Origin of the sequence: Natrinema sp. LN54 (assembly GCF_052439245.1) — an archaeon.
Classification (GTDB): domain Archaea; phylum Halobacteriota; class Halobacteria; order Halobacteriales; family Natrialbaceae; genus Natrinema; species Natrinema versiforme_A.
In genome coordinates, this window is record NZ_JBQVRP010000001.1 from 100,297 (window position 1) to 122,678 (window position 22,382).

Here is a 22,382-nt window from a genome sequence, read left to right on the forward strand (position 1 = left end):
ATGACATTGGCTGAAAAATATCGTCGGAATTGAATAGTCGTGGAGCGTCGGCTCGAGAACGCGGTTTACCGGTCCGATCGAATCGCGCGTTCCCGCCGCCGTTACCGCCCGGCGGGCCGGTTAGCTCATCTCGAAGGCGCGGCCGCTGACGGCACCGACCGCCGCCGCTGCGGTCAGACTCGAGATGCCGATATCGATGCTCGCCCGCCAGACGGTCGCCGAGGTGCGGAGCGTGCGCCGCCACACTGCCAGCGGGGTCGGCGCTCGAGCGGGCGACGGGTCGGTACGCCGCGGTCGTTTCGCGAGCGTGGTCTCACAGGACGGGCAGACGTATGCGACGTGTCGTGGCCGTGGCTGCACCTGCCAGTCGCCGTCGATCGGACTCGCGTGATCACACTCCCAGCAGAACAGCGTCGCTTTCCGCCGTGTCGGCGCACCGTCGTCGCGGGTGGATGCTGGCTGGGTCATCGAGCGAGGCTACAGCGGCCACGTATAAAGTCACACTCCGTAACCCGTTCACACAATACAGTTTCCCGGTGAATCTCCGCTACGACACCGTCAATCGATCCGAGGGGTGTCGTGTCGACGTGGCGCCGTCCGTCGAATAGGCCCTCTCCGTCGGCCGAACACCGCGACATCCGTCACCGATTTCCGCGGTGAGACCCTCCGTTCGAGTATGGCCGCGACCAGCAAACCGAGCCGGTTCGAGACCGGCGACGACCTCGAGACCTTCGTGGAGAGCCACGACGTGGCGCTCGTCGAGTTTTACACCAGCGGCTGTGCGCTGTGTCAGGCGATGGAGCCGGTACTGGGGAACGTCGCCCGCGCGACCGACGTCGCAATCGGGATGGTCAACCCCGTCAACGATATCGAGCTCGTCGACCGGTTCGACATCCGGTCGGTGCCGACGCTGATCCTCTTCGAGGACGGCGACGAGACCGCTCGACTGGCGGAGGGCTTTCAGGGTGGCGACGCCGTCACCGACTTCCTCGAGACACACGTTCCGAACGCCGTCGACGCCGACTGATACGGGTCGCTGTACCGATTTATCGGCCCAACCCCGACCGCGCTGGGGTTGCGCCGGCAATGACGGACAGGAGGCCGTATGAGCGGGGCTCGCGGACCGCGCGAGTCCACGAACCTTATGGCCGCCCGCTGCTAGGCCATCTCTATGTCTGCCGAGGGTGCCGAGCTGTTGGCGCTGCGCTGTGACGCCGTCGCCGAACTGGACGAGTCGGCGCTGCGCGACGTGCTCGGCTACTTCGATCCGGCGCTCGTCTACGTCGTTCGCGACGCCTCGGACGTCCGCGTCGTGAGCCGCCTCCGGCGTGCGTTCGACGGGCCGATCGTCTCCGCCGCCGGACCCGCGGAGGTCCAGACCGAGACCGTCGGGGACGTTTCGTTTCTCTTCGCGGGATCGACCGCACTGCTGGAGGACGCCGCCGAAAGCGACCCGTCCGCTGACTACATCGTCTGCGACGACCTCGAGCCGACGACCGACGCCGTCTCGCTGGAGGCGACTCTCGCCGGCCACGAGGCCGCCGCCTGCTACCGGGCTCGAGCGGGCGGGGACCCGACGTTTCTCACCGGCGCTCTCGAGGCGAGTTACGACCACGTCTGGACGGCGACCGTCGACGGCGAGTCGGTCCGACTACCGGTTCGGGGGGTCGCCCCGCTCCGCCGGTCAGGTGGGGCGGAACTGGCCGGCCTCACCTGCGATCGAGCGGGGTCGGTCGCGGTCTCATCGGTCCCGGCGGACCGGTTCGGGCTACAGGCGCTCGCCGGTGTCGGGCCGACGACGGCGGAGCGGCTCCGGACGAACGGGTACGACACGCGCGCGGCCGTCACCGAGGCGACGGAGACGGCGCTGTGTGCGATCGACGGCATCGGTGCGTCGACGGCTCGAGAGATCGTCGACAGCGCGCGGGCGCTCGCCGAGTCCCGCGTCGTTCGACGAACCGCCGACCCGGTCCCGCCGGCGACCGACGCGGCGACGCCGCTGTTCGTCGACATCGAAACCGACGGGCTCCAGCCGACGATCATCTGGTTAATTGGCGTCTACGATCCCGAACGCGACGCCTACGTCGACTTCGTCGACACCGAGCCGACCCGAGACGACCCGGGCGCGGCGACCCGCGAGTTCGTCTCGTGGCTGGCCGCCGAGTACGACGCCCCGTCGCTGGTCGCGTGGAACGGCCACTCGTTCGACTACGAACACCTCGAGCGGTTCGTCGCCCGCGACGCGCCCGCGTATCACGAGTATTGGCGCGAACACGTGTCCACCTACGATCCCTACGACTGGGCGGTGCGACGGGACAACGCCGTCCTGCCGGGTCGAACGAACCGACTCGGGGATGTCGCGCACGCGCTCGGCTGCGACCGCTCGGGTGCCGCGGCGGCCCTCGACGGGAAGACCCTCGCCGAGCGGATTCGGCGATTGCTCGAGGGCTCGCGCGGTCCCGATTCCGGCGCGAACGGCGGCTCAGACGCCGCGGCCGACTCCGGTATCGACTGGGACGCGGCGCGTCGGTACTGCGAGGCGGACGTTCGCGAACTGGCCGCGGTCTACGATGCGATCACCGCGGCCCCGCCCGCGACCCAGCACGGCACAAACGGTGATCGAGCGACGGACGATTCGACGACCCAGACCGGACTCGCCGACTTTTGAGTATGCCAACTGACGACACCGAGACCCTGACGACGGACGGAGACAGCACCCCGACGGACGGCCTCGCGCTGACCGCCGCGGAACTGGTCGAGACGTATCCCTCGAGTCGCTACAGCGGCCAGGACCGCGAGCGGTTCACGCTGCCGGCCGAGTCCGCCAGCCACGTCCCGGCCCGCGAGGTATTGGCGCCCGAACTCGCGGCGAAACTCGCGGTCGACCCGTGGAGCCATCAGGCCGCGGCGCTCGAGTCGCTGTCCGCGGGCGAGAACGTCTGCGTCGCGACCTCGACATCCTCCGGGAAGACCTACGTCTACGGACTGGACATCGCCCGGCGATTTCGGGAGAACCCCGACGTGCGCGCGTTGCTCGTCTATCCGACGAAGGCGCTCAGCCGCGATCAGGAGCGGGAACTCAACGACCTCTTCGACGCGCTCGGACTCGAGGTCACCGTCGGCGTCTACGACGGCGACACGAAACGACAGGAGAAAGCGCGCATCCGCGAGGAAGCGAACGTCGTCATCACGAACTTCGCGGGGGTCAACCAGTACCTCGAGGGGCATCACCGCTGGGCCGACTTCCACGCGAACTGCGACCTGCTCGTGATCGACGAGGCCCACGCGTGGACGGGGATCAGCGGGATGCACGCAGCGTGGATTCTCCGGCGGACCCGTCGACTGATCGACTGGTACGGCGGCGACCCACAGTACGTGCTGACGACCGCGACGATCGGCAATCCGGCCGAACACGCGCAGGCGCTGACCGGCGAGTCGGCGACGGTCATCGATGAGGACGGCTCACCGAGCGGCCGCCGTCACCTCGTGTTCTGGGACCCGCCGGCGGACGGCGACGGAGGCGGTTCCGGGGACGGGAACGGCGACAGCAGTGCGTGGACGCCGAGCAAGCGCCCCGCGACCGTCGAGGCCCCCGAGGTCTGGGCGCACTGCTGCAATCACGGCGTCCCCTCGCTGCTGTTCTGTGACTCCCGCAAACAGACCGAACTCGCCGTCGGGCGCGCACGGGAGTACCTCGAGACCCCGAGTCTCCCCTCCCGCGGCGGAACCGAACTCGCCGCGTACAACGCGGGCCACGGCAGGCGGTCGCGTCGAGGGACCGAGAACCGGCTCAAGAGCGGCGACCTCGACGGCGTCGCGACGACCAGCGCGCTCGAGGTCGGCATCGACGTCGGCGGCATCGACGGCACCGTCCTGCTGGGCTATCCCGGCTCGAGACAGTCCTTCTGGCAGCGGATCGGCCGCTCGGGACGCGGCGAGCGCGAGGCGCTCTCGGTGTTCGTCCCCAGTCACGCGACGCTCGACCAGTACATCCTCCGCCACCCCGAGTACCTCCTCGAGGAGGAACCCGAGAGCGCGGTCGTCGATCTCGAGAACAATCCGGTCTACCTCCAGCACCTGCGGTGTGCCGCCCAAGAGCTACCGCTGCGCCGCGAGGACGCCGACCGGTTCGGCGGGCTCGACCGTCTCGAGCGGGCCGTCGAGTACGGGCGACGAATCGGCGACTTCGAGGGCTCGCTCGCGGGTGGCGTCACCTACGCCCACCGCGACCGACCGCAGGACGAGATCAGCCTCTACGCCTCCGGCGGGGACGACTTCGAGGTCCGACTGGCCGGCGAGGAATCGTTCGATCACCAGCCGATCGGCCGCGCACGCGCGTATCGGGACTACCACGATGGCGCGACGGTGCTGTACCGGGGGGACCAGTACGAGGTGGTCGAACTCCGGGAGGATCGGCCCCAGCCATACGTGACACTCGAGGCCGTCGACATCGACTACTACACGCAGTCCCAGCGCCAGACGACGATCTACGACACCGAGGTCCGCGAGTCCCGCGACATCGGCCCGTTCCGGCTCAACTGGGGCTACGGCACCGTCACGGTCCACCACGGCACCTTCATGAAACGGGAGATCGGCTCGGGCGACGTTCGCGCCGTCGGCCTCGAGACGGGCGTCCCGCCCCTGGAGATGCGCACGCAACTGTGCTGGGCCGAGGTGCCCGACGACGTGGAACGGGCGGTGACGGCCGCTCACAGCGACTACCACAACGACGAGTGTGAGAACCTCCCGCCGCGGCTCCACGGCTACCTCGGCGGCATCCACGCCATCGAGCACGCGATGATCGCCGTCGCCCCGCTCGAGTTGACCGTGGACGCGGCCGACCTCGGCGGACTCGCGACCAACCGGCTGCCCGACACCCCCGGAACGAGCGGCTGGTTCATCTACGACGGTATCGAGGGCGGACTGGGCTTTTCCCGGCGCATCTACGAGGAGTACGAGGCGGTCGCCCGGCGGGCCCGCGACCTGATGGTCGACTGCGAGTGCGGGCGCGACGAGGGGTGTCCCGCCTGCCTGATGGACGACCGCTGTGGCAACGACAATCGACCGCTGTACTCGCCCGCGGCGACGGACGTGATCGACGCGCTGCTGGGCGATTTCGACGTCGATGATCGGCGTGCCGATCTCGAGACGAACGACGGAACAGATAGCGAGCGCCGGCCGCCCGCGTCGATCTCGTAACGCGGTCAGCTATCGGGCTCGAGTTCGCGCGGATCGAGCTCGCCCGCGAGGTAGCGGTCGCCCGCGTCGGAGACCTCGTACAAGCCGGGCATGTGGCGCTTCAGGAGACCGTACTTGGCCAGTTCGCGACACCGATAGGCCGCGTACTTCGCCGGACAGATCCCTTCCTCGTCCATCTGGGTCGGCTCGAAGGCGTCTTCGTCCTGCATGAACTCGAGGATTCGGCCGTCGACGGCCTCCATCCATCTGGCGTCGATTTCCGAGCCGGCGTCGGCATAGATCGGGACGCCGGCTTTCGTCTCGACGGTGATTCCGCCCTCGAGATGGTCGTCCGCGTCGACCCGTATCTCGGGATGTGCCTCGACACCGGTCTCGCTCTCCGCGTCGGCGTCGGGAGTGCGTTCGTCCATACGGGGTCGTTCGATCCCCGCCCGTGAGTATGTTTATACTGCCGGTCGCCGGACTCGAGCGACGTGTGTACTGTCCCGTGAGAACGGTCGGTTACGACTGCCGCTGGTCGGGCGCGTCGTAATCGACGTGGACGTTCGGGGTGGTCGCCGGTTCCTGTCCCGTAATTCCGCGGTCGACGAACGTCACGTCGGTCAGATCGCCGGTGAACCGGAACGTTACCGTTCCGGACTCGATCGTCCCCTCGACCGTGGTCCCCGACACGACGGTCGCGTCGGCGTCCCGCGGGTCGTCGGTCAGATCGATCTCGCCGTCGACGGTAATCTCGAAACTCGAGGGCGTCCCCTGTCCGATGATCGTCAGCGTGTTCGGGAGGGAGTCCTCGGTCTCGCCGGCGTCCATGGCCGCCGTTCTCGTCGCTGCGATCGTCGCCGTCGCGGTCGGTTCGACGGTGCTCGGCGACGGCGTCTGGTCGTCCGCCTCGGCCGCGAATCCGCTCCTGTCGTGGTCGACTGTCGCGTTCTTCCGCGTCATATACTGGACACAGTCGAGTATGCCAGCATAAGCCTTCTCACTGAACTAACGGTAGGAGGCGACGAAATATAAGCTCTCGAGTCGAAGATCGGCGGAATTTTCGAAACGGCGTCGACTCGAGAGAATCGCGGGTATCCCGTGGCTGAGTCCCGTTCACGGCATCGGCTCGACGGAGAACAGCTGATCGGGTCGATCGGCGTCCGGCCGTCGACGGGCGACGATTGCAAGGTCAATACTTGTCCCGGCGATCGCCGTAGCCGACCGGTATGGATTCGAAACGGCCCGACGTTCGACTCGACGACGCGCCCGACGAAGACGGAATCGTCACCAAGCGAGATCGCACTGAACAGTCCTCCCGCTCGCTCATCGGCAAACTTCGCGAGTATCTCGGCCGGTAATGTGTCGGTGAGCGGCCGGTCAGCCGTCGTCCTCGAGGAGACCGAGATCGGTGGCGGCGAGATCCGCGATACGATCGGCGATGTCGGGATCGACTTCGGCGACGTCGTCGCCGTCGTGGAGCTGGTCGTTGTGTCGTTCGATGGCGTCTGCGAGGTCGGAGAGCGGAACGCGGGAGGTCGTCTCGCAGGCCGGACAGACGACGGGAACGCGCGGCGCGTCCTCGTCAGCGTCGGTCGTGTTCGTCATTTGTCGGGTATCTCGCGTCGACCGTCAAAACCTAATTGGTTCGAACGGCGCTCCGAGTCAGCCGTCCGCGAGAGTACGGCCATCGAGACGTTCCGCTTCGAACGACTGACGTTGCTGTGGTTTGATAGCACACATCGGTCGATTCACCGGCGTCTGTCGTCCGTTTTCGTCGCGTTTTGAACCGATTGGCCAGCAGTATTATTGTGTTCCGCTCGAATCATCTGACAGACGGGGGTACGACAGTCTGTCGGTGGGATACCCCACCTGATCTTTGCCCCGTCACGACGTGCGAGGAGCTCCATGGTTCCCGGCTACAACTCGTAGCCGTTCCCTGTCTTTCGTCTCGGTTCTCCGATGTGAGTTAGCTGTCCATGACGCCGCTCGAGCGGCTGTGTCGTGAATATCCGGGCCGCAAGCGTCGGGTGAGCGTCGGCTCGAGGGCCGGGATTAGCCGCGGTATCGAGCGAGGACGGCAACCGAGAGTGCGACGAGGGCTGCAAGGACGCCGAACCCGGGCATTTCGTCGTTCTCGCCGGACTCACTCTCGTCGGGTTGCTGGTCGCCCTCGTTCGTCGAGTCGCTCGTCTCGTTCGTTTCCGACTCCGAGCCGCTCGAGCCGTCGGGGTCGAACCGTTCGTCGGCCGGTGCGTCGAGTTGCAGGATGACGTCGACCTGTCCGTGCGTGGCCCCGGGTTCGTAGGTCCAGCCGCCGCCGGCTTCCTCGTAGGACCCCGCAGCGGTTAGCGGGTCGATGTCGGTATCCCAGCCGTCGCCTTCGGGGATCTGTTGAATGTACCCGGCGACCTCGACTCGGTCGGCATTCTCGCCGCTGATCTGCGCTTCGCCGTACTCGATCGTCGCGTCCTCGGGATTGCCGTGCAACTCGATACAGTGGGAATCCAAGTAGCCGTCGCCCTGTGCGATGTCCGGACTCGTGCCGAACTGGTCGGCGTCGAGCGGACGGTCGTAGTGCTCGGTCATGGGGAACTGGACGGTCATCGGATCGGCCTTGGAGTGCCAGCTCGTGACATCGTTCGTGGGAATCGTCACGGACGTGTTGGGGACCGACTCGCCGACGACGGGGTCGCCGTTTTCGTTGACCAGTGTAACACAGATTTTCCCGGAGCCGTCGCCGAGATACGGGTTCCGATACTCGTCGCGCGGGTTCTCGTAGCTGATCCAACTACCGTCGTCGGCCGCCGCCTCGAAGTAGGGATCGCCCGGCTCCGGCGTGGCCTCGACGTACGCCTCCTCCGAGACGGACTCGTTCGAATCGGGACCGACGGCCGCAGACGCGCCCATAGCACCCGTCGCGACAAGACTCGCGATGACGGCCAGTCCGAACCCGAGCGCGAGAATCGTCTGCCGGCTGCCCGGAACCAGGTCTCGAAGCGTTCCTAATCCGATCATGGTTACGCTCCGTACCCGGCCGTGGCTGCCGTAGAATCGTTCGTCTGACTGTTCCGCGACGACGACTGTCGTCTGACAGTACTAGTCATCGAATTGAGGTACCGGATTCCCCGCCCTATATATGAGCAGTGTACTCGAGGAGTAGACGACTGCTACGCCGAGTAGACAGTCGTTTCGATGACCGGCAGGGTCCGAAACCGATCCATACCAGCGGCTCTTCGAGGTGCCCACTGGGGTAACTCCGGGTTCATCGACGGCAACACTTCGCGTACCGTCGTTTCGATCGGTCAGTAATCCCGTATATTGGACAATGTCCGGCCAAAGACAGCTAACAGGAACGTGATCCCAATGGATTGTATTTAGTTAAACTTAACACCCGGTATTGGACAGGGAGTGGTATGGTAGAAGATAGCAACAACTTCGAGCGGATACTGACGAAGAAAGACCTCTTCGTGCTCGCGTTCGGCGCGATGATCGGGTGGGGATGGATTATCCAGACCGGCTTCTGGATCGACGAAGCGGGGGTCGCCGGATCGGTGCTCGGCTTCGTCGTGGGCGCGATCATGGTCTGTATCGTCGGCCTGATCTACGGCGAGCTCGCCTCCGCGCTGCCGTTCGTCGGCGGCGAGCACGTGTACAGCTTCCGGGCGCTCGGGCCGCTCTGGTCGTTCGTCTGTACGTGGTCGCTCGTCCTCGGCTACGTCGGCGTCGTCGTCTTCGAGGTCGTGGCGCTGCCGTCCGCGATGGCGTACATCGTACCCGGCTTCAACGTCCTCGAACTCTGGACGGTGGCCGGCGAGCCGGTCTACGCCTCGTGGATTCTCGTCGGCGGGATCGGCGCGGTCGTGATGACGGCGCTCAACTACCGCGGCGTGAAACCCGCAGCACAGTTCCAAACGATACTGGCACTCGTCATCGGTCTGGCCGGGATCATGCTCGTCATCGGCGCGCTCTTCAACGGCCAGTCGCAGCCGAACCCGCCGCTGTCGGACGTCGGAACGGCGGGCGTGGCGACGGTCGCGATCATGACGCCGTTCATGTTCGTCGGCTTCGACGTTATCCCCCAATCCGCGGAGGAAGCAGACGTCGCGCCCCGGCTCATCGGGCTGCTCATCCCGGCGTCGGTCACGCTCGCCGCGCTGTTTTACATCGCGGTCATCTGGGCGTCCGGACAGGCGATGCCCGGCTCCACGCTCGTCGACAGTCCGCTGCCGGCCGCCGCGGCCATGGAAGCGATCTTCAGCAGTCAGCTGATCGGCCGTATCATGGCACTCGCCGGTATCGCGGGCATCCTGACGAGTTGGAACTCCTTCCTGCTCGGAGCCAGCCGTGCCGTCTTCGCGCTCGCCGACTCCGGCATGATCCCGCGGCGGATCAACACGCTCCACCCCGAGTACAATACGCCCTCGACGGCCATCGCCCTCATCGGCGGACTCTCGATCTTCGCCCCACTGTTCGGCGAACAGATGCTGGTCTGGATCGTCAACGCGAGCGGCCTCGGTCTCGTCGTCGCGTGGTTCATCGTGGCCGTCTCCTTCCTGGTGTTGCGCCGTCGCGAGCCCGAACTGAACCGGCCGCTGAAGCTCCCGTTCGGGTACGCGTTCGGAGTGGCCGGGCTGGTCCTGACGCTCGGATTCATCGGCCTCTACCTGCCCGGCGGCCCGTCGGCGCTCGTGTGGCCCTACGAGTGGGCGATCGTCCTCCTCTGGGCGCTGCTCGGCGTGGTCCTGTACGGCGCCTCCTCGACCGATTCCGACCTCGAGCTGGCGGATCTCGAACTCGACGAACTCGAGTAGTCACTCGGGGGGTTGACAGCGGGAACGTGAATCGCCGCTCGATTTCGGGTCGTCTTTCCCGGCGAAAACGGCGGTATCCTCACTCGTCGTCGGCGACGGTTTCGACTAACGTGTCCAGTTCGAAGTCGTTCAGCGGGTAGGACTCGTCTTTGACCGTTTCGACGACGAACTGCGAACTCGTTCGGACGACCTCGTCGATCGCCTCGTAGTCGCTGATGAGGCGATGGACCATCTCGCGGCCCGAGAGGTAGGCGATGACGACGAAATCGGTGTCGCCCATCGTGAAGTACACCTGATTGACCCCCTCGATGGCGGCGAGTTTCTCGCCGACCTCCTCGTGGTACTGCTCTTCGTACTCCGCGATGACCTCCGTGATCACCGTGATCTCGAGTCCGAACTCCTCGAGGTCGATGTCGAACAGATCGTCTGTCACGACGCCGCTCTCTTTGAGTTTCGTGAGTCGATAGTGAACGGTCGACTTCGGGATGTCGGTGTACTCCGAAATCTCGTCCGGGCTCCCCGTTCCGAGTTCCGCGATAGCCTGAAGAATGCGAACGTTTCGCTCGTCCATACTCGCGAAACGGAGTACACGGATAAACAACATTCGAACGTGAGTCGCGAGATCGGGGAAACGTTGGATGCAGTTCGGGGGTTCGCCGCGACTCGAGCGGTCGCGCCGCTCGAGCGGCCAGTGAATCCGGGGCCGGCGTTTTAGATATGGGACAGGATTCCTAAAGACATATTTTATTAGGATGTAGTTCGACTCTTTAGGTAATGGCTGGACAACAAACTGATTCGTCCGCCGGCCGAGAGTCGAACGCGGCCGTCCTGTCGGCGTACGACGACCACGTGATGCCCATCTGGAAATCGCTCGACGTGCCGATCAAACGGGCCTCGGGCTGTACGCTCGAGGACTTCGAGGGCAACGAGTACCTCGATGTCTTCTCCGGGATCTCGGTGGTCAACGTCGGCCACGGCAACGACGCCGTCGTCGACGCCGCGAAAGACCAACTCGACGAGTTCGTCCACGGCTGTTCGTACGTTCACCCCAACGAACCGGTCGCCGACCTCGCCGAGCGGATCGCCGACGTGACGCCGGGCGATTTGCAGAAGAGCTTCTTCTGTAATTCCGGGACGGAAGCGGTCGAGGGCGCGGTCAAACTCGCGCGGAAGTACACCGGCTCGAAGGAAGTCATCGCCCTCGAGATGGGCTTTCACGGCCGCACCCTCGGCAGTCTAGCGCTGACGGGGAACAAGGCCTACAAGCAGGGCATGGCCCCGACGCTCAACGACGTCGCCCACACCGCGCCGCCGTACGGCTACCGCTGTCCGCGCTGTGACGGCGACCAGTGCGACGCCGACTGCGCCGAGGAACTCGAGCGGATCATCGGCTCGCACACGAGCGGGGACCTCGCGGCGGTCGTCGTCGAACCCGTCATGGGCGAGGCCGGGATCATCGTGCCGCCGGCGGGGTGGCTCGAGCGGGTCCAGGAGATCGCCCACGACCACGGCGCACTGCTCATCGCCGACGAGGTCCAGACCGGCTACGGTCGGACCGGGGAGCTGTTCGCGAGCAGCCACTTCGACGTCGAACCCGATATCCTCACGCAGGCGAAAGGCATCGCGAACGGGCTGCCGCTGGGTGCCTTCACCGCCTCCGCGGAGATCGCGGACGCCTTCGAGTCCGGCGACCACCTCTCGACGTTCGGCGGCAACCCCGTCGCTTGTGCCGCCGCACTGGCGACGATCGACGAACTACAGGACGGCATCGTCGACAACGCCAGCGAGCAGGGCGCGTGGCTCGAGTCCGAACTCCAGACCCTCGAGGACGAGTATGATGTCGTCGGGCAGACCCGCGGCCTCGGGCTCATGCGCGGCGTCGAACTCGTCGACCCGAGCGAGACCGGGCCACAGAACGTCGCGCCGAAACCGGACAGCGACCTCGCGTCCGCGGTGAGCGAGTACCTCCGCGAGGAGTCCAACGTCGTGATGGGCGTCGGCGGCTACTACAAGAACGTCATGCGCTTCCAGCCGCCGCTGACCATCTCCCGGGACCAGCTCGAGTACGCCGTCGACGAACTGGAGGCGGCCCTCGAGACGGTCGCCTGAGTCCGCAGCCGCGCCGAACAGGACCGGCTCGAGTGCGGATCGACCGCGGTTCCTCCCGCACTCACGGCAGGTCCTCGCTCTCGGCGGAACAGGTCGATAGTCGGGACAATCAGCTTCTGTTGAACGCTATCCAATACACGATTGTAAGTTAGCTTTATCTGGAAATAGAAGCCATATCACGACACTGTGTTCGAAAGAGTACTGATCGCGAACCGAGAAGAGATCGCCGTTCGAATCGTTCAGGCGTGTACGGACCTGGGTATCGACGCGATAGCCGTCTACAGCGACGCCGACGGGGACGCCAAACACGTCCGCATGGCCGACGAGGCCTACCACATCGGCGGCTCGAAGGCGAAGGACAGTTACCTCGATCAGGACGCGCTGCTCGAGGCGGCGCGGGCGGCCGACGCCGACGCGATTCACCCGGGGTACGGGTTCCTCGCCGAGAACGAGTCGTTCGCCGCGAACGTCGAAGAAAGCGAGTTCGCGTGGATCGGCCCGCCGAGCGACGTGATGGCCGATTTCGGCGAGAAGACGAAAGCCCGAAAGATCATGGAATCGGCGGACGTCCCCATCGTGCCCGGCACGACCGATCCGGTCACGTCCGCCGACGAAGTCGAGGCGTTCGCCGAGGAACACGGCTATCCCGTCGCGATCAAAGCCGACGGCGGCGGCGGCGGCCGCGGCCTCAAGATCGTCCGCGAACCGTCCCAGATCGACTCGAAGCTCCAGGAAGCGATTCGCGAGGGCGACGCGTACTTCGACAACCCGAACGTCTACCTCGAGAAGTTCCTCGAGAGCCCGCGTCACATCGAAGTCCAGATCATCGGCGACGAACACGGAAACGTGCGCCACCTCGGCGAACGCGACTGCAGCATTCAGCGACGCCAGCAGAAACTCCTCGAGGAGTCGCCCTCACCGGTGCTAGACGACGACACGCGCGCCGAACTCTGGGAGGCCGCCTGCCGCGGGGCAGCGGCGGCCGACTACGTCAACGCCGGCACCGTCGAGTTCCTCTACGAGGGCGGCGAGTTCTACTTCATCGAAGTCAACGCGCGGATTCAGGTCGAACACGCGGTGACCGAGGAACTCACCGGGATCGATCTTGTCACGTGGCAGCTCCGGGTCGCCGCCGGCGAGGAACTTTCGTTCTCCCAAGATGAGGTCGACCCGCGCGGGGCCGCCATGGAGTTCCGCATCAACGCGGAGGACCCCGACAACGATTTCACGCCGTTGCCGGGGACGCTGTCGACCTACGAACCGCCGCGGGGCATCGGCGTCCGCGTCGACGACGGCGTCGACGAGGGCGACTCGATCGCCCCGTTTTACGACTCGATGTTCGCGAAACTGATCGTCACCGGACAGAACAGAGACGAGGTGCTCGCCCGCAGTAAACGCGCGCTCGACGAGACGACGATCGAGGGCGTCCCGACGACGATCCCGTTCCACCGGCGGCTCCTCGAGGACGACGGGTTCGTTTCGAACGAACACACGACGAAGTACGTGGAACGAGAACTGCTCGACGAGTGAGGATCAACGGGCGGCAGGGGAGTTCGATTCGAGATCGGTGTTTCAACACCTCGATCAGGCGATTTGCGACAGCGGTGCGAGTTCGATGTCGTGTTCCTCGACCCGGTCGTGGATCGCCTCGAGGATCGCGACGGCGTTGGGGTTGTCCCCGTGGATACAGATGCTCTCGGCGGGGATCGAAATCTCCTCGCCGTTTGCGGCCTCTACGACGCCGTCGGTGGCGATCGAGACGAACCGATCGGCGACGAGTTCCGGGTCGCGGTCGGCGAGTTCCTGCTCGACGATCAGGGAGCGGTCGGCCCGGTAATCCAAGTCGACGTACCCTTCGAAAACCGCCCGGAGCCCGTCGATATCCTGTGCAACCTCGTAGATGTTCATATCGGTCGCGAGGTAGATGAGATCGTCGTCGACCTCGAGCATGCCGTTCATGACCGCGCGGGCGTGCTCCGGGCTCTCCGAGAGCATCGAATACATCGCGCCGTGGGGCTTGACGTGCTGGACGGTCGCGCCGTGGCGGCGAGCAAACGCCGTGAGCGCGCCGAGTTGGTAGACGACGTAGTCGCGCACTTCTTCCGGCGTGGCGTCGATCTTGCGGCGGCCGAAGCCGGTTCGGTCCGGGAGACCGGGGTGAACGCCGATGCCGACATCGTGTTCGGCCGCCAGTTCGACCGTTTCCCGCATTACGTGCGGATCGCCGGCGTGATACCCGCCGGCGACGTTCGCGGACGTGATGTAGGGCATGACCGCCTCGTCGTGGCCCATCGTCCAGTTGCCGAAGCTCTCGCCCATATCGCAGTTGATGTCGATCGCCGCCATGGGTGAGAGTCTAGCACAATCCAGCATATAGCTTACGTCGGTTCGTCCAACAGTATCTGGGGGACGTCAAATAACATCTCACGAAGGCCTCAGAGACTAGCTCCTATCCGGTTGCATACCAGAAAACCTGTCTCGATTACAGTCGAATCGCGATCGGCCGACAGCGGACGGAACTCGCCGATCCGGCGGGTCGCTTCGACGCCGTTATTCGAGTTCGACGATCGCCTGATCGGCTTCGACTTCGGCCTCGTTCTCGACGAGGAACTCGCTGATCGTCCCCGAACTGTCGGCCTCGATGTCGTGGAAGTTCTTCATCACTTCGACGAGGCCGATCGTGTCGCCCGCTTCGACGGTATCTCCCGGTTCGGCGAACGGCGGGTCGTCAGGGTCGGGTTGTCGGTAGAAGATGCCCGGCATCGGTGACTTGATCGTGGTTTTCTCTGTCATATGTTGTGGATGTATCGGATTCAATCCCGAATCTATTCTTTGTTTCGGTTACTATTCTGTCTGTTAGCGTATCGTTGACTCTAATTCTCACCCTCGATGTCCGCTCGGATCGCCTCGAGGCGCTCGGTCTGCTCCGTGCGCGCGTCGATCGCCTCGTCGACATCGACTGACTCGAAAGAGACCGACTTGTGGGTCTGGCGCTGTGCGAGCAGCCCGCGGTCGGCGCTGATCACGGTCCCGACGGTCGCGTAGCCGCCGCCCGTGACCGCGTCCTGCATGAGGACGATCGGCTGCTGGGGCACCTGAATCGACCCGATGGGATAGCCGAGGTCCACGACGTTCGACGGATCGGTTCCCGCGCCGAAGGGTTGCTCGCGCTCCTCGAACTCGAGGTCCGGCCCCTCGAGCCGGTAGCCGACGCGGTCGGCTTCCGACGAGACGGTCCACTCGGACTCACAGAGCGTCTCCTTGGCCTCCTCGGTGAGCCGGTAGCTCGTCAGGCCGAGGACGATCCGAACGGTGTCCTCGTCCGCGTAGTCGGGCACGTCATCGTCGTCGATCCGCGTCCCGACCAACTCGCGCCGCTCGGCCGGCGCGTCGCCGATCGGGAGTTGGTCGCCCTCCTCGAGACCGCGGCCTTCGTGACCGCCGATCCCGACGAGGGTGTACGTCGAGCGGCTGTCCATCACCTCGGGAACGTCGATGCCGCCGGCCACCGCGAGGTAGGCTCGCGCCCCCTCGGTCGCGAACGCCAACTCGAGTTCGTCGCCGGCGTCGACGGCGACGGTCGCCCACGTGTCGATCGGCTCGCCGTTGAGGCTGGGCGACATGTCGGCACCGGTGATCGCGATCACGGCGTCGTCTCGGAACGTCGCGGTGATGCCCTGATACGTCATTTCGACGGTCGCCGCGTCGGCGTCGTTCCCGACGAGATAGTTCGCGACCGTGTGGGCGTAGCGGTCCATCGCACCCGACGGCGGCATGCCGATGTGGTAGTGGCCGGTGCGACCGAGGTCTTGGACCGTACTCGCGATACCGCCCTCCTCGATTTCGATCATTCGACCACCTCCATGAGCCGCTCGTTGTACTCGGCCGGTGACTCGAAGAACTCCTCCGGTGAGAACCGGACTTCGCCGTAATTGTACTCGTAGGTACCCGCTTCGACCTCCTCGCGGATCGCGTCGTACTCCTCGCGATCGATCCGTCTGTAGTTCAGGATGTCACCGGGGTTCGGGAACACCATCGAATCGCGGAAGTCGGGCAGCGTCTGCTCGGTGTCGAGCACTTCGATCGGCGTCCGCCCGTACAGCTGGTAGCCGCCGGCCCCCTGTACCGGATAGATGACCGAGAACGCGCCGCCGAAGCCGACCGCGCGGCTCGGCGTGTCGGTCCGCGGCTCGACGTATTTGGGAACCTCCAACTGCTGGTTCCGCGGGACCATCTGGAAACACCACGGCAGCCCCGGCACGAACCCGACCATCGTGACCAGATGGGGCGCGCCGACGAAGGCGTCGATAAAGGACTCGACGCCGTCGAAGCCGTTGAGTTCCGCCGAGTACTCGAGGTCCGTCCCGTCGGGGTCTTGATGGCGTTCCCGGAACTCCATGAGCGTCTCGTGGGTCCACGGATCCTCGAACAGGACCGGCACGTCGATGATACGCGTCTCCCACTCGTAGTTCTCGAGATCGATCTCGGACTCGATCTCTTTGAGCTCCGCGATCAGGTCGTCCGGGTGGATGATCTCCGGATCGATACGGAGCATGTAGGACGCGTTGGCCGGGCAGTTTTCGACGACGCCGTCGATGTCTCGCTCGGCGACCTGCTGGGTGATCGCCATCGCCTTGAAATTGGCAGTGAAGCTCATCTCCTCCGCGAGTTCGACGAACACGTGATCGTCCGCCCCGTACTCGTAGCGCGGTTCGGGAAGGTCGACGGGTGTGATCCGTTCGGTGGCCATGCCTTGTGATGACAATTCAGAGTTCAACTATGAATAGATATTGGTGCCTGATCAATATTACCACAGTATCCTGAACCAAATCCGACTAGGGTTCGAGATGGAGAACGAAGTGCGATATCACGACGGCGTCGCGCGTGTTCTCGAGAGCGCTACGCAGCGCCGTCGTCCCGTTCGGCAGAACCGTAGAGAAGGATCGAGATCGGGTTCCAACAGCCAGTGCGAACGCGACCGACTGCCCCGCGAGGAAGGTCACTCGTCCGAGTCGTCCTCGAGAGACAATTCGGAAAGAGAGCCGTCGACGGCGGAGAACGCCGTACTGCCACAGCGACAGCCGTCTCGGCGGCCGATCGGGCGAAGCTTGTCGTCGGACAACTCGAGTGCCGCGTAGAGTGCGCCACACTGCTCGCAGGCGGCGATCGTTCGTCGATTGGCATCGGATTCGTCCATCGTCGCAGTATCTCGTCGTCAAAGCGGGCACAAATAGACGCTGTGAGGATGCGAGTGATAGCACGCTCGTTGCTACGGTCGTAACAACACGGCTGGCGTCCGGGAGCGGAGGTCCGAGCGAGCGGACGGGCCGGACTGATCGGGCGAGCCACGCGAGCGCCGGCCGGCCGCTTTTCCGACGGCTGGTGATAGCTCCGGCTATGAGCGACGACGGACCGAGCCGCGACCGCGTCCAGGATCGTGCCGAACAACGCAAGGCGGAGCGGGCCGACCACACCGAGTCCATCCTCGAGGATGTCGAGCGCCACCTCGGCGAGATGGAGTATCCGATCACCAGCGAGGAGATCGCCTCGGAGTACGGCAACGAGCCGATCGACATGCCCAACGAGACGGAGTCGCTGGGGAGCGTCTTCGACCGGCTGGCGGGCGAGCAGTACGATTCGCCCGAAGAGGTCCGCGAGGCCGTCTACGGCGAGATCACCGGCGAGGCCGGCAGTCCCAACGAGGCCAACGCCGAACGCGACCTCGACGAACTGGACGACGAGGCCCAGGGTTCGCTCAGCGAGAGCGGCGGCGGCACGTACTGAGCCGACGGCCGCCGCCCACTGCACGCCGACGGCGCTCGTATCCGTTCCGTTCGGCACGCCGTCGGGCGGATCGTGATAGCAGAACGGATTTACGTTCGCGTCACCTGTTCTCGCGTATGGATTACGAATCGAGTCTCGACCGAGCGATGGAGGACGTCCCCGATATCGGGGGCGACGAACAGCGGCTACAGATTCCCGACCCGGAGCCACAGAAAGACGGCGCGTTCACGCGAGTAACCAACCTCGACGAGATCGCCGACGTGCTCTCCCGGGACACCGAGCACCTCCACCGGTTCATCCAGCGCGAACTGGGGACCAGCGGCAAACTCGAGAACGGCCGCGGCCGGTACAACGGGACCTTCTCGCAGACGGACCTCGACGCGGCGATCGACGCCTACGTCGACGAGTACGTCCTCTGTTCGGAGTGTGGCCTGCCGGACACCCGCCTCGTCCGCGAGGACCGCACCCCGATGCTTCGCTGTGACGCCTGCGGTGCGTTCCGCCCCGTCACCAAGCGCTCGACCAGCAGCCAGCAGCAACAACAGCAAGACGCCGTCGAAGAGGGCCAGACCTACACGGTCGAAATCACTGGCACCGGCCGCAAGGGCGACGGCGTCGCGGAGAAGGGCAGCTACACGATCTTCGTCCCCGGTGCGGACGAGGGCGACGTCGTCGACATCTACATCAAGAACATCTCGGGCAATCTCGCGTTCGCCCGCCTCGACTGAGACGGGTTGCTGTACCGATTTCCCGGCACAACCCCGATCGCTCTGGGGTTGTGCCGGCAATGACTTACAGGAGACCGTCTGAGATCCGCGGTTCGATTCGTTTTATTTTCGACGGCGACTCGAGCGTGCCGCGACGAACACGTTAGCACACCGAGTCGGGTACCGCGGCCGGGAGACAGACGATTTTCTCGCGACCGACCCGGTAGCGTTCGACGACGTCGCGGTCCTCGAGATCGGAGAGCAGCCGGCTGAGCGTCGCACGCGACCAGCCGTAGCGGTCAATGAAGCGCTGCTGTTTGATCCGGCCGCCGTGTTCGACGAGCACCGCGCGGACGTACTCCGCGGGCGTGAGGCCGTACTCGAGGATCTCGGCCCTGCTCGTCGGTCCGTCGTCCGGATCGACGGCTCCGTTGGCGATCGACGACCCGCCGTCCGATTCGCCGGCCGTCGGTCCACTGCCAGCCGCTCCCGCGTCCGAATCCTCTCCTGGCGCCTCGCCGGTTGCGGTTCGGCTCGTGTCCTCGAGTCGCCCCGCCCACGCCTCGCGTCGCTGCCTGGATCGGTTCGCAGTACTCTCGTCGCGTCGAATCGCACTTACGGAGCCGACCGCGTCGGCGCAGGCTCGAATCGCCCGTCCGACGGCGGTCACGTGTCGGGAACCGATCGGCGCGTGTCGTCGAATCATCGTACTCGTGGCTGGCGACCGTGTCCGAAAAGGGGTATGCACAAAACCGTCCAAACAACCCCGTCACCGTGAGACCGCGAAATTAAAGTAGATTTGTGCTAGTCACACTGTCGTGGGAGTATCGTTCGATCTCTTCGGGACGCTGGTGACCGCCGACCGCCCGGACGACCCGGCTGCAGCCGTCGCGGCCGAACTCGCAAAGCGAGACGTCACGGTGCCGGACGACTGGGCCGCGGCCTACGCCGAGCCCCACGTCGACGCGCCCGACGGCGCGGAAGTGCCGCTTCCGGCTCACGTCTCCCGCGCCCTCGCGAGCCGCGGCGTCGACTACGACCGAAACGCGGCCAGACGGGCGGTCGTGGCGGCGTTCGATCCGGCCGTCGAGACCAGAGACGGCGCACTCGAGGCGGTCGCCGCCGCTCGAGAGCGGGGGCCGGTCGCGATCTGTTCGAACTGTAGCGTCCCGGAACTCGTCGGTCGCACTCTCGTCAGGTCGGCCTTCGAGCGCGACGATTTCGACGCGATCGTCACGAGCGTCGGCTGTGGCTGGCGCAAACCCGCGCCGGAAATCTTCGAACTGACCGCCGACGAACTCGGCGTTCCGCCCGCCGATCTCGTCCACGTCGGCGACGATCCGCACGCCGACGGGGGTATCGAGGCCGTCGGCGGCACGGCGCTGCTACTCGAGGACGCCTCGCTCGCGGACGTGCCGGCGCGACTGGCGACCGGCGAACGACAGCAGTCATGACCGCGCGGCTCCATTCCGAGGATAGCATGGAGGCGAGGAGGGCGTGCTGACGACGCTTTCGGTCATCGGCCTCGCGTTCAGTCTCGATCTGCTGCTCGGTGAGCCGCCGACCGCCGCCCATCCCGTCGCGTGGTTCGGCCGCCTCGTCGGGGCCGTGGATCGGACGTGGAGCGACGACGAGCGCCGCCAGCGACTGGTCGGCGGCGCGATCGCCGCCGTCGCTCCGCTCGTTCCGGCCGCCGTCGCCGGCGGGGTCGTCCTCGCGGCGGGGCTCGTCCACCCGATGGGCGGCGGCATCGTCGCCGCGCTCGTACTCTTCCTGACGACCAGCCTGCGCTCGTTGCTCGAGCTCACTGAAGACGTCGTCGGAGCGACCGCAGACGAAGCCGATCTCGAGCGCGCCCGCGAGCGAGTTCGCGGATTGGTCGGCCGGGACACGTCGACGCTCTCGGCCGGCGAACTTCGCAGCGCGGCCGTTGAAAGTGCGGCCGAGAACCTCGCGGACGGGCTGGTCGCGACACTGCTGCCGTTCGCGGTGCTCGCACCGATCTCGCTGCCGGCCGCCGCGGCGGTCGCCGCGTGGGTCAAGGGCGTCAACACGCTCGACTCGATGCTGGGCTACCCCTCGAAACCGATCGGCACCGCGAGCGCGCGGCTGGACGACCTCGTGATGTACCTGCCCGCCAGAATCGCCGCCGTCTCGATCGCGGTCGCCGCGGCCGACCCGCTCGCGCTCGCTCGCGCCCGGCAGTGGGCGCGGGTGCCGCCGTCGCCCAACTCCGGCTGGCCGATGGCGACGCTCGCCTGCGCGCTCTCGGTCCGCCTCGAGAAGGCGGGCGTCTACGTCCTCAATCCCGACGCGGACGTCCCGACGCTGGCGGAGGGAGAGCGGGCCGTCACCGCGGTCGGCCGCGCGGCCGTCGTCTCGATCGCTGGTTCGATCGGGCTGGCGATCGCCGTCTCCGGGGTGGTGTCCCCGTGACCGCGATCGGGCGCTGGATCGGTTCCGTCCGCGGCGCGCTCGGCTTCCTGACGCGCCTGCCGGTCGGGTTCCGCGACGGCGACTGGGAGGCCTTTCGGACGACGCCGGCGGCGTTTCCAGTCGTCGGACTCGTCGCGGGCGCGCTGGCGGCGATGCCGCTACTCGCCGCCGAGACGCTCGCAGCGCCGACCGTCGCGCTCGGATATCTGCTGTCGGTGTACGCCGTCACGGGAATTCACCACCTCGACGGGGTCGCGGATCTGGGCGACGCGCTGGTCGTCCACGGTGACGTAGCGCGCCGCCGCGAGGTGCTCAAGGACACGACCACCGGCGTCGGCGCGCTGCTGGCGGTCTCGCTCACCGTCGCTGGACTGGCGCTCGGGGGGCTCGGACTGGCCGGCCTCCCCGTCGGAACGGCGGTCGGCGTCGCGGTCGGAGCCGAAATCGGGACGAAATTCGGAATGGGGCTGATGGCCAGCTACGGACGGGCGGCTTACGACGGCATGGGGAAACAGTTCACCGACGGAGCGAGCAGCGGCTCGTTTTTCGTCCCCATGGTCGTCGTGCTCGCCGCGGCGACGCTCGTCTGGCCCCATCCCGGCGCGATCGCTCTATGCGGAGCGATCGCCGGCATCGGCCTCCCGTGGTACTGGGCGAACCGGTATCTCGGGGGCCTCAACGGGGACATCTTCGGTGCCGCGAACGAGATCGGCCGCGTCGCCGGCGTCCATCTGGGGGTGATCGCGTGGACGCTGTTGTGATGTGTGGCGGCGAGGGGACCCGCCTCGAGATCCCCCGCGAAAAGCCGCTGCACCCGATCGCCGGGACGGCCATGGTCGATCGCGTGCTGGCGGCCCTGCGAGAGAGCGCGATCGAGACGGTTTACGCCGCCGTTTCGCCGAACGCACCGGACACGCGATCACATCTCGAGGCGACCGACGGCGTCACGACGATCGAAACGGCCGGCGAGGGCTACGTGACCGATCTGCTGAACGTCCTCGACGATCCCCGAATCTCGCCGCCGGTGCTGACCGTCGCCGCGGACCTGCCGTTGCTCGAGGGCCCCGTCGTCGACCGGATACTCGCGGCCCACGGCGACGGCAGCGCCTCGCGGACCGTCTGCGTCCCGGTGGCGCTCAAACGGCGCCTCGGGGTCAGTATCGACACGCGACTCGAAACCGCCGACCACCTCGCGCCGACCGGGGTCAACGTTGTCGGCACGACCGACGATTCGACGACTATGACCGACGTGTACTACGACTCGCGACTGGCGACGAACGTGAACCGACTGGAAGACGCCCGTCTCGCGGCCGGACTGCTGCGGGACCGAGACGAGGACGGGGAGGGCCGCTGA

General features: G+C 66.0%; 25 protein-coding genes. 13 read left to right on the top strand and 12 right to left on the bottom strand.

All coding sequences use genetic code 11. The annotated features are described in order from the left end of the window. Positions 1-120: 120 nt before the first annotated feature. Positions 121-468, bottom strand: coding sequence for a hypothetical protein (locus ACT4ML_RS00470; protein WP_444719104.1), 348 nt, complete (start codon positions 466-468; stop codon positions 121-123). A gap of 208 nt (positions 469-676) precedes the next feature. Here ACT4ML_RS00470 and ACT4ML_RS00475 point away from each other — a divergent pair, with 208 nt between their 5' ends. The 3 genes from ACT4ML_RS00475 (at position 677) to ACT4ML_RS00485 (ending at position 5,199) form a co-directional block, all read left to right on the top strand. After that, positions 677-1,027 carry a thioredoxin family protein gene (locus tag ACT4ML_RS00475; protein ID WP_444719105.1) on the top strand — a complete coding sequence of 117 codons (351 nt, stop codon included), beginning with the start codon at positions 677-679 and terminating at the stop codon, positions 1,025-1,027. 144 nt (positions 1,028-1,171) lie between these two features. Next, the gene (locus tag ACT4ML_RS00480; protein ID WP_444719106.1) at positions 1,172-2,668 is read left to right on the top strand and encodes a ribonuclease H-like domain-containing protein; all 1,497 of its coding nucleotides are present in this window, start codon (positions 1,172-1,174) and stop codon (positions 2,666-2,668) included. A 2-nt stretch (positions 2,669-2,670) separates the two neighbouring features. Further along, positions 2,671-5,199, top strand: coding sequence for a DEAD/DEAH box helicase (locus tag ACT4ML_RS00485; protein WP_444719107.1), 2,529 nt, complete (start codon positions 2,671-2,673; stop codon positions 5,197-5,199). Positions 5,200-5,204: 5 nt separating this feature from the next. Here ACT4ML_RS00485 and ACT4ML_RS00490 read toward each other — a convergent pair whose 3' ends face one another. Together ACT4ML_RS00490 and ACT4ML_RS00495 are read right to left on the bottom strand one after the other, a co-directional pair. After that, on the bottom strand, positions 5,205-5,609 hold the full coding sequence (locus tag ACT4ML_RS00490) for a hypothetical protein (protein WP_444719108.1): 405 nt from the start codon (positions 5,607-5,609) through the stop codon (positions 5,205-5,207). 91 nt (positions 5,610-5,700) lie between these two features. After that, positions 5,701-6,141 carry a hypothetical protein gene (locus ACT4ML_RS00495; RefSeq protein ID WP_444719109.1) on the bottom strand — a complete coding sequence of 147 codons (441 nt, stop codon included), beginning with the start codon at positions 6,139-6,141 and terminating at the stop codon, positions 5,701-5,703. A gap of 266 nt (positions 6,142-6,407) precedes the next feature. Here ACT4ML_RS00495 and ACT4ML_RS00500 point away from each other — a divergent pair, with 266 nt between their 5' ends. Continuing rightward, positions 6,408-6,539, top strand: a complete 132-nt coding sequence (locus tag ACT4ML_RS00500) for a hypothetical protein (protein WP_267877932.1) — start codon at positions 6,408-6,410, stop codon at positions 6,537-6,539. A gap of 19 nt (positions 6,540-6,558) precedes the next feature. Here ACT4ML_RS00500 and ACT4ML_RS00505 read toward each other — a convergent pair whose 3' ends face one another. Further along, positions 6,559-6,786 (bottom strand): hypothetical protein, encoded by a 228-nt coding sequence (locus ACT4ML_RS00505; RefSeq protein WP_444719110.1) that lies wholly within the window; start codon positions 6,784-6,786, stop codon positions 6,559-6,561. Between the two features lie 447 nt (positions 6,787-7,233). Continuing rightward, positions 7,234-8,196, bottom strand: a complete 963-nt coding sequence (locus ACT4ML_RS00510) for a PGF-CTERM sorting domain-containing protein (RefSeq protein WP_444719111.1) — start codon at positions 8,194-8,196, stop codon at positions 7,234-7,236. A 398-nt stretch (positions 8,197-8,594) separates the two neighbouring features. Here ACT4ML_RS00510 and ACT4ML_RS00515 point away from each other — a divergent pair, with 398 nt between their 5' ends. Next, positions 8,595-9,992, top strand: a complete 1,398-nt coding sequence (locus tag ACT4ML_RS00515) for an APC family permease (RefSeq protein ID WP_444719112.1) — start codon at positions 8,595-8,597, stop codon at positions 9,990-9,992. Positions 9,993-10,071: 79 nt separating this feature from the next. Here ACT4ML_RS00515 and ACT4ML_RS00520 read toward each other — a convergent pair whose 3' ends face one another. After that, positions 10,072-10,563 carry an Lrp/AsnC family transcriptional regulator gene (locus ACT4ML_RS00520; protein ID WP_444719113.1) on the bottom strand — a complete coding sequence of 164 codons (492 nt, stop codon included), beginning with the start codon at positions 10,561-10,563 and terminating at the stop codon, positions 10,072-10,074. 203 nt (positions 10,564-10,766) lie between these two features. Here ACT4ML_RS00520 and ACT4ML_RS00525 point away from each other — a divergent pair, with 203 nt between their 5' ends. Both ACT4ML_RS00525 and ACT4ML_RS00530 read left to right on the top strand, forming a co-directional pair. Continuing rightward, the gene (locus ACT4ML_RS00525) at positions 10,767-12,101 is read left to right on the top strand and encodes an aspartate aminotransferase family protein (protein ID WP_444719114.1); all 1,335 of its coding nucleotides are present in this window, start codon (positions 10,767-10,769) and stop codon (positions 12,099-12,101) included. A 186-nt stretch (positions 12,102-12,287) separates the two neighbouring features. Then, positions 12,288-13,631 (top strand): acetyl-CoA carboxylase biotin carboxylase subunit, encoded by a 1,344-nt coding sequence (locus ACT4ML_RS00530; protein WP_444719115.1) that lies wholly within the window; start codon positions 12,288-12,290, stop codon positions 13,629-13,631. 54 nt (positions 13,632-13,685) lie between these two features. Here ACT4ML_RS00530 and ACT4ML_RS00535 read toward each other — a convergent pair whose 3' ends face one another. The 5 genes from ACT4ML_RS00535 to ACT4ML_RS00555 form a co-directional block, all read right to left on the bottom strand. Beyond that, positions 13,686-14,447, bottom strand: coding sequence for a LamB/YcsF family protein (locus ACT4ML_RS00535; RefSeq protein ID WP_444719116.1), 762 nt, complete (start codon positions 14,445-14,447; stop codon positions 13,686-13,688). A 204-nt stretch (positions 14,448-14,651) separates the two neighbouring features. Then, complete coding sequence (locus ACT4ML_RS00540) at positions 14,652-14,894, bottom strand: acetyl-CoA carboxylase (RefSeq protein ID WP_138244379.1); 243 nt, start codon at positions 14,892-14,894, stop codon at positions 14,652-14,654. 80 nt (positions 14,895-14,974) lie between these two features. After that, entirely contained in the window at positions 14,975-15,952 is a 978-nt protein-coding gene (locus ACT4ML_RS00545) for a biotin-dependent carboxyltransferase family protein (protein ID WP_444719117.1), read from the bottom strand. After that, positions 15,949-16,851 (bottom strand): 5-oxoprolinase subunit B family protein, encoded by a 903-nt coding sequence (locus tag ACT4ML_RS00550; protein WP_444719118.1) that lies wholly within the window; start codon positions 16,849-16,851, stop codon positions 15,949-15,951. The genes ACT4ML_RS00545 and ACT4ML_RS00550 overlap by 4 nt, the downstream gene beginning before the upstream one ends. 249 nt (positions 16,852-17,100) lie before the next feature. Then, positions 17,101-17,298, bottom strand: a complete 198-nt coding sequence (locus tag ACT4ML_RS00555; protein ID WP_138244376.1) for a hypothetical protein — start codon at positions 17,296-17,298, stop codon at positions 17,101-17,103. Between the two features lie 200 nt (positions 17,299-17,498). Between ACT4ML_RS00555 and ACT4ML_RS00560 the strand changes: the two genes are divergently transcribed. Then, positions 17,499-17,885, top strand: coding sequence for a DUF5789 family protein (locus ACT4ML_RS00560; RefSeq protein ID WP_444719119.1), 387 nt, complete (start codon positions 17,499-17,501; stop codon positions 17,883-17,885). A 116-nt stretch (positions 17,886-18,001) separates the two neighbouring features. Then, positions 18,002-18,613 (top strand): translation initiation factor IF-2 subunit beta, encoded by a 612-nt coding sequence (locus ACT4ML_RS00565; protein WP_006431209.1) that lies wholly within the window; start codon positions 18,002-18,004, stop codon positions 18,611-18,613. A 142-nt stretch (positions 18,614-18,755) separates the two neighbouring features. Here the strand turns inward: ACT4ML_RS00565 and ACT4ML_RS00570 are convergent, their stop codons facing one another. Next, a complete protein-coding gene (locus ACT4ML_RS00570; protein WP_444719120.1) occupies positions 18,756-19,298 on the bottom strand; it encodes a helix-turn-helix transcriptional regulator in 543 nt (180 codons plus the stop codon). 112 nt (positions 19,299-19,410) lie between these two features. On the opposite strand from ACT4ML_RS00570, the gene ACT4ML_RS00575 reads away from it, so the two are divergent. From ACT4ML_RS00575 to ACT4ML_RS00590, 4 genes are read left to right on the top strand one after another with little or no spacing between them, the layout of a single operon-like run. Beyond that, the gene (locus tag ACT4ML_RS00575) at positions 19,411-20,046 is read left to right on the top strand and encodes an HAD family hydrolase (RefSeq protein ID WP_444719121.1); all 636 of its coding nucleotides are present in this window, start codon (positions 19,411-19,413) and stop codon (positions 20,044-20,046) included. A gap of 43 nt (positions 20,047-20,089) precedes the next feature. Beyond that, positions 20,090-21,028: an adenosylcobinamide-phosphate synthase CbiB gene (gene cbiB / locus ACT4ML_RS00580; protein ID WP_444719122.1), complete on the top strand. Its 939-nt coding sequence runs from the start codon at positions 20,090-20,092 to the stop codon at positions 21,026-21,028. Further along, entirely contained in the window at positions 21,025-21,789 is a 765-nt protein-coding gene (cobS, locus tag ACT4ML_RS00585; RefSeq protein WP_444719123.1) for an adenosylcobinamide-GDP ribazoletransferase, read from the top strand. Before cbiB ends, cobS begins: the two co-directional genes overlap by 4 nt. Beyond that, on the top strand, positions 21,789-22,382 hold the full coding sequence (locus ACT4ML_RS00590) for an NTP transferase domain-containing protein (RefSeq protein WP_444719870.1): 594 nt from the start codon (positions 21,789-21,791) through the stop codon (positions 22,380-22,382). Before cobS ends, ACT4ML_RS00590 begins: the two co-directional genes overlap by 1 nt.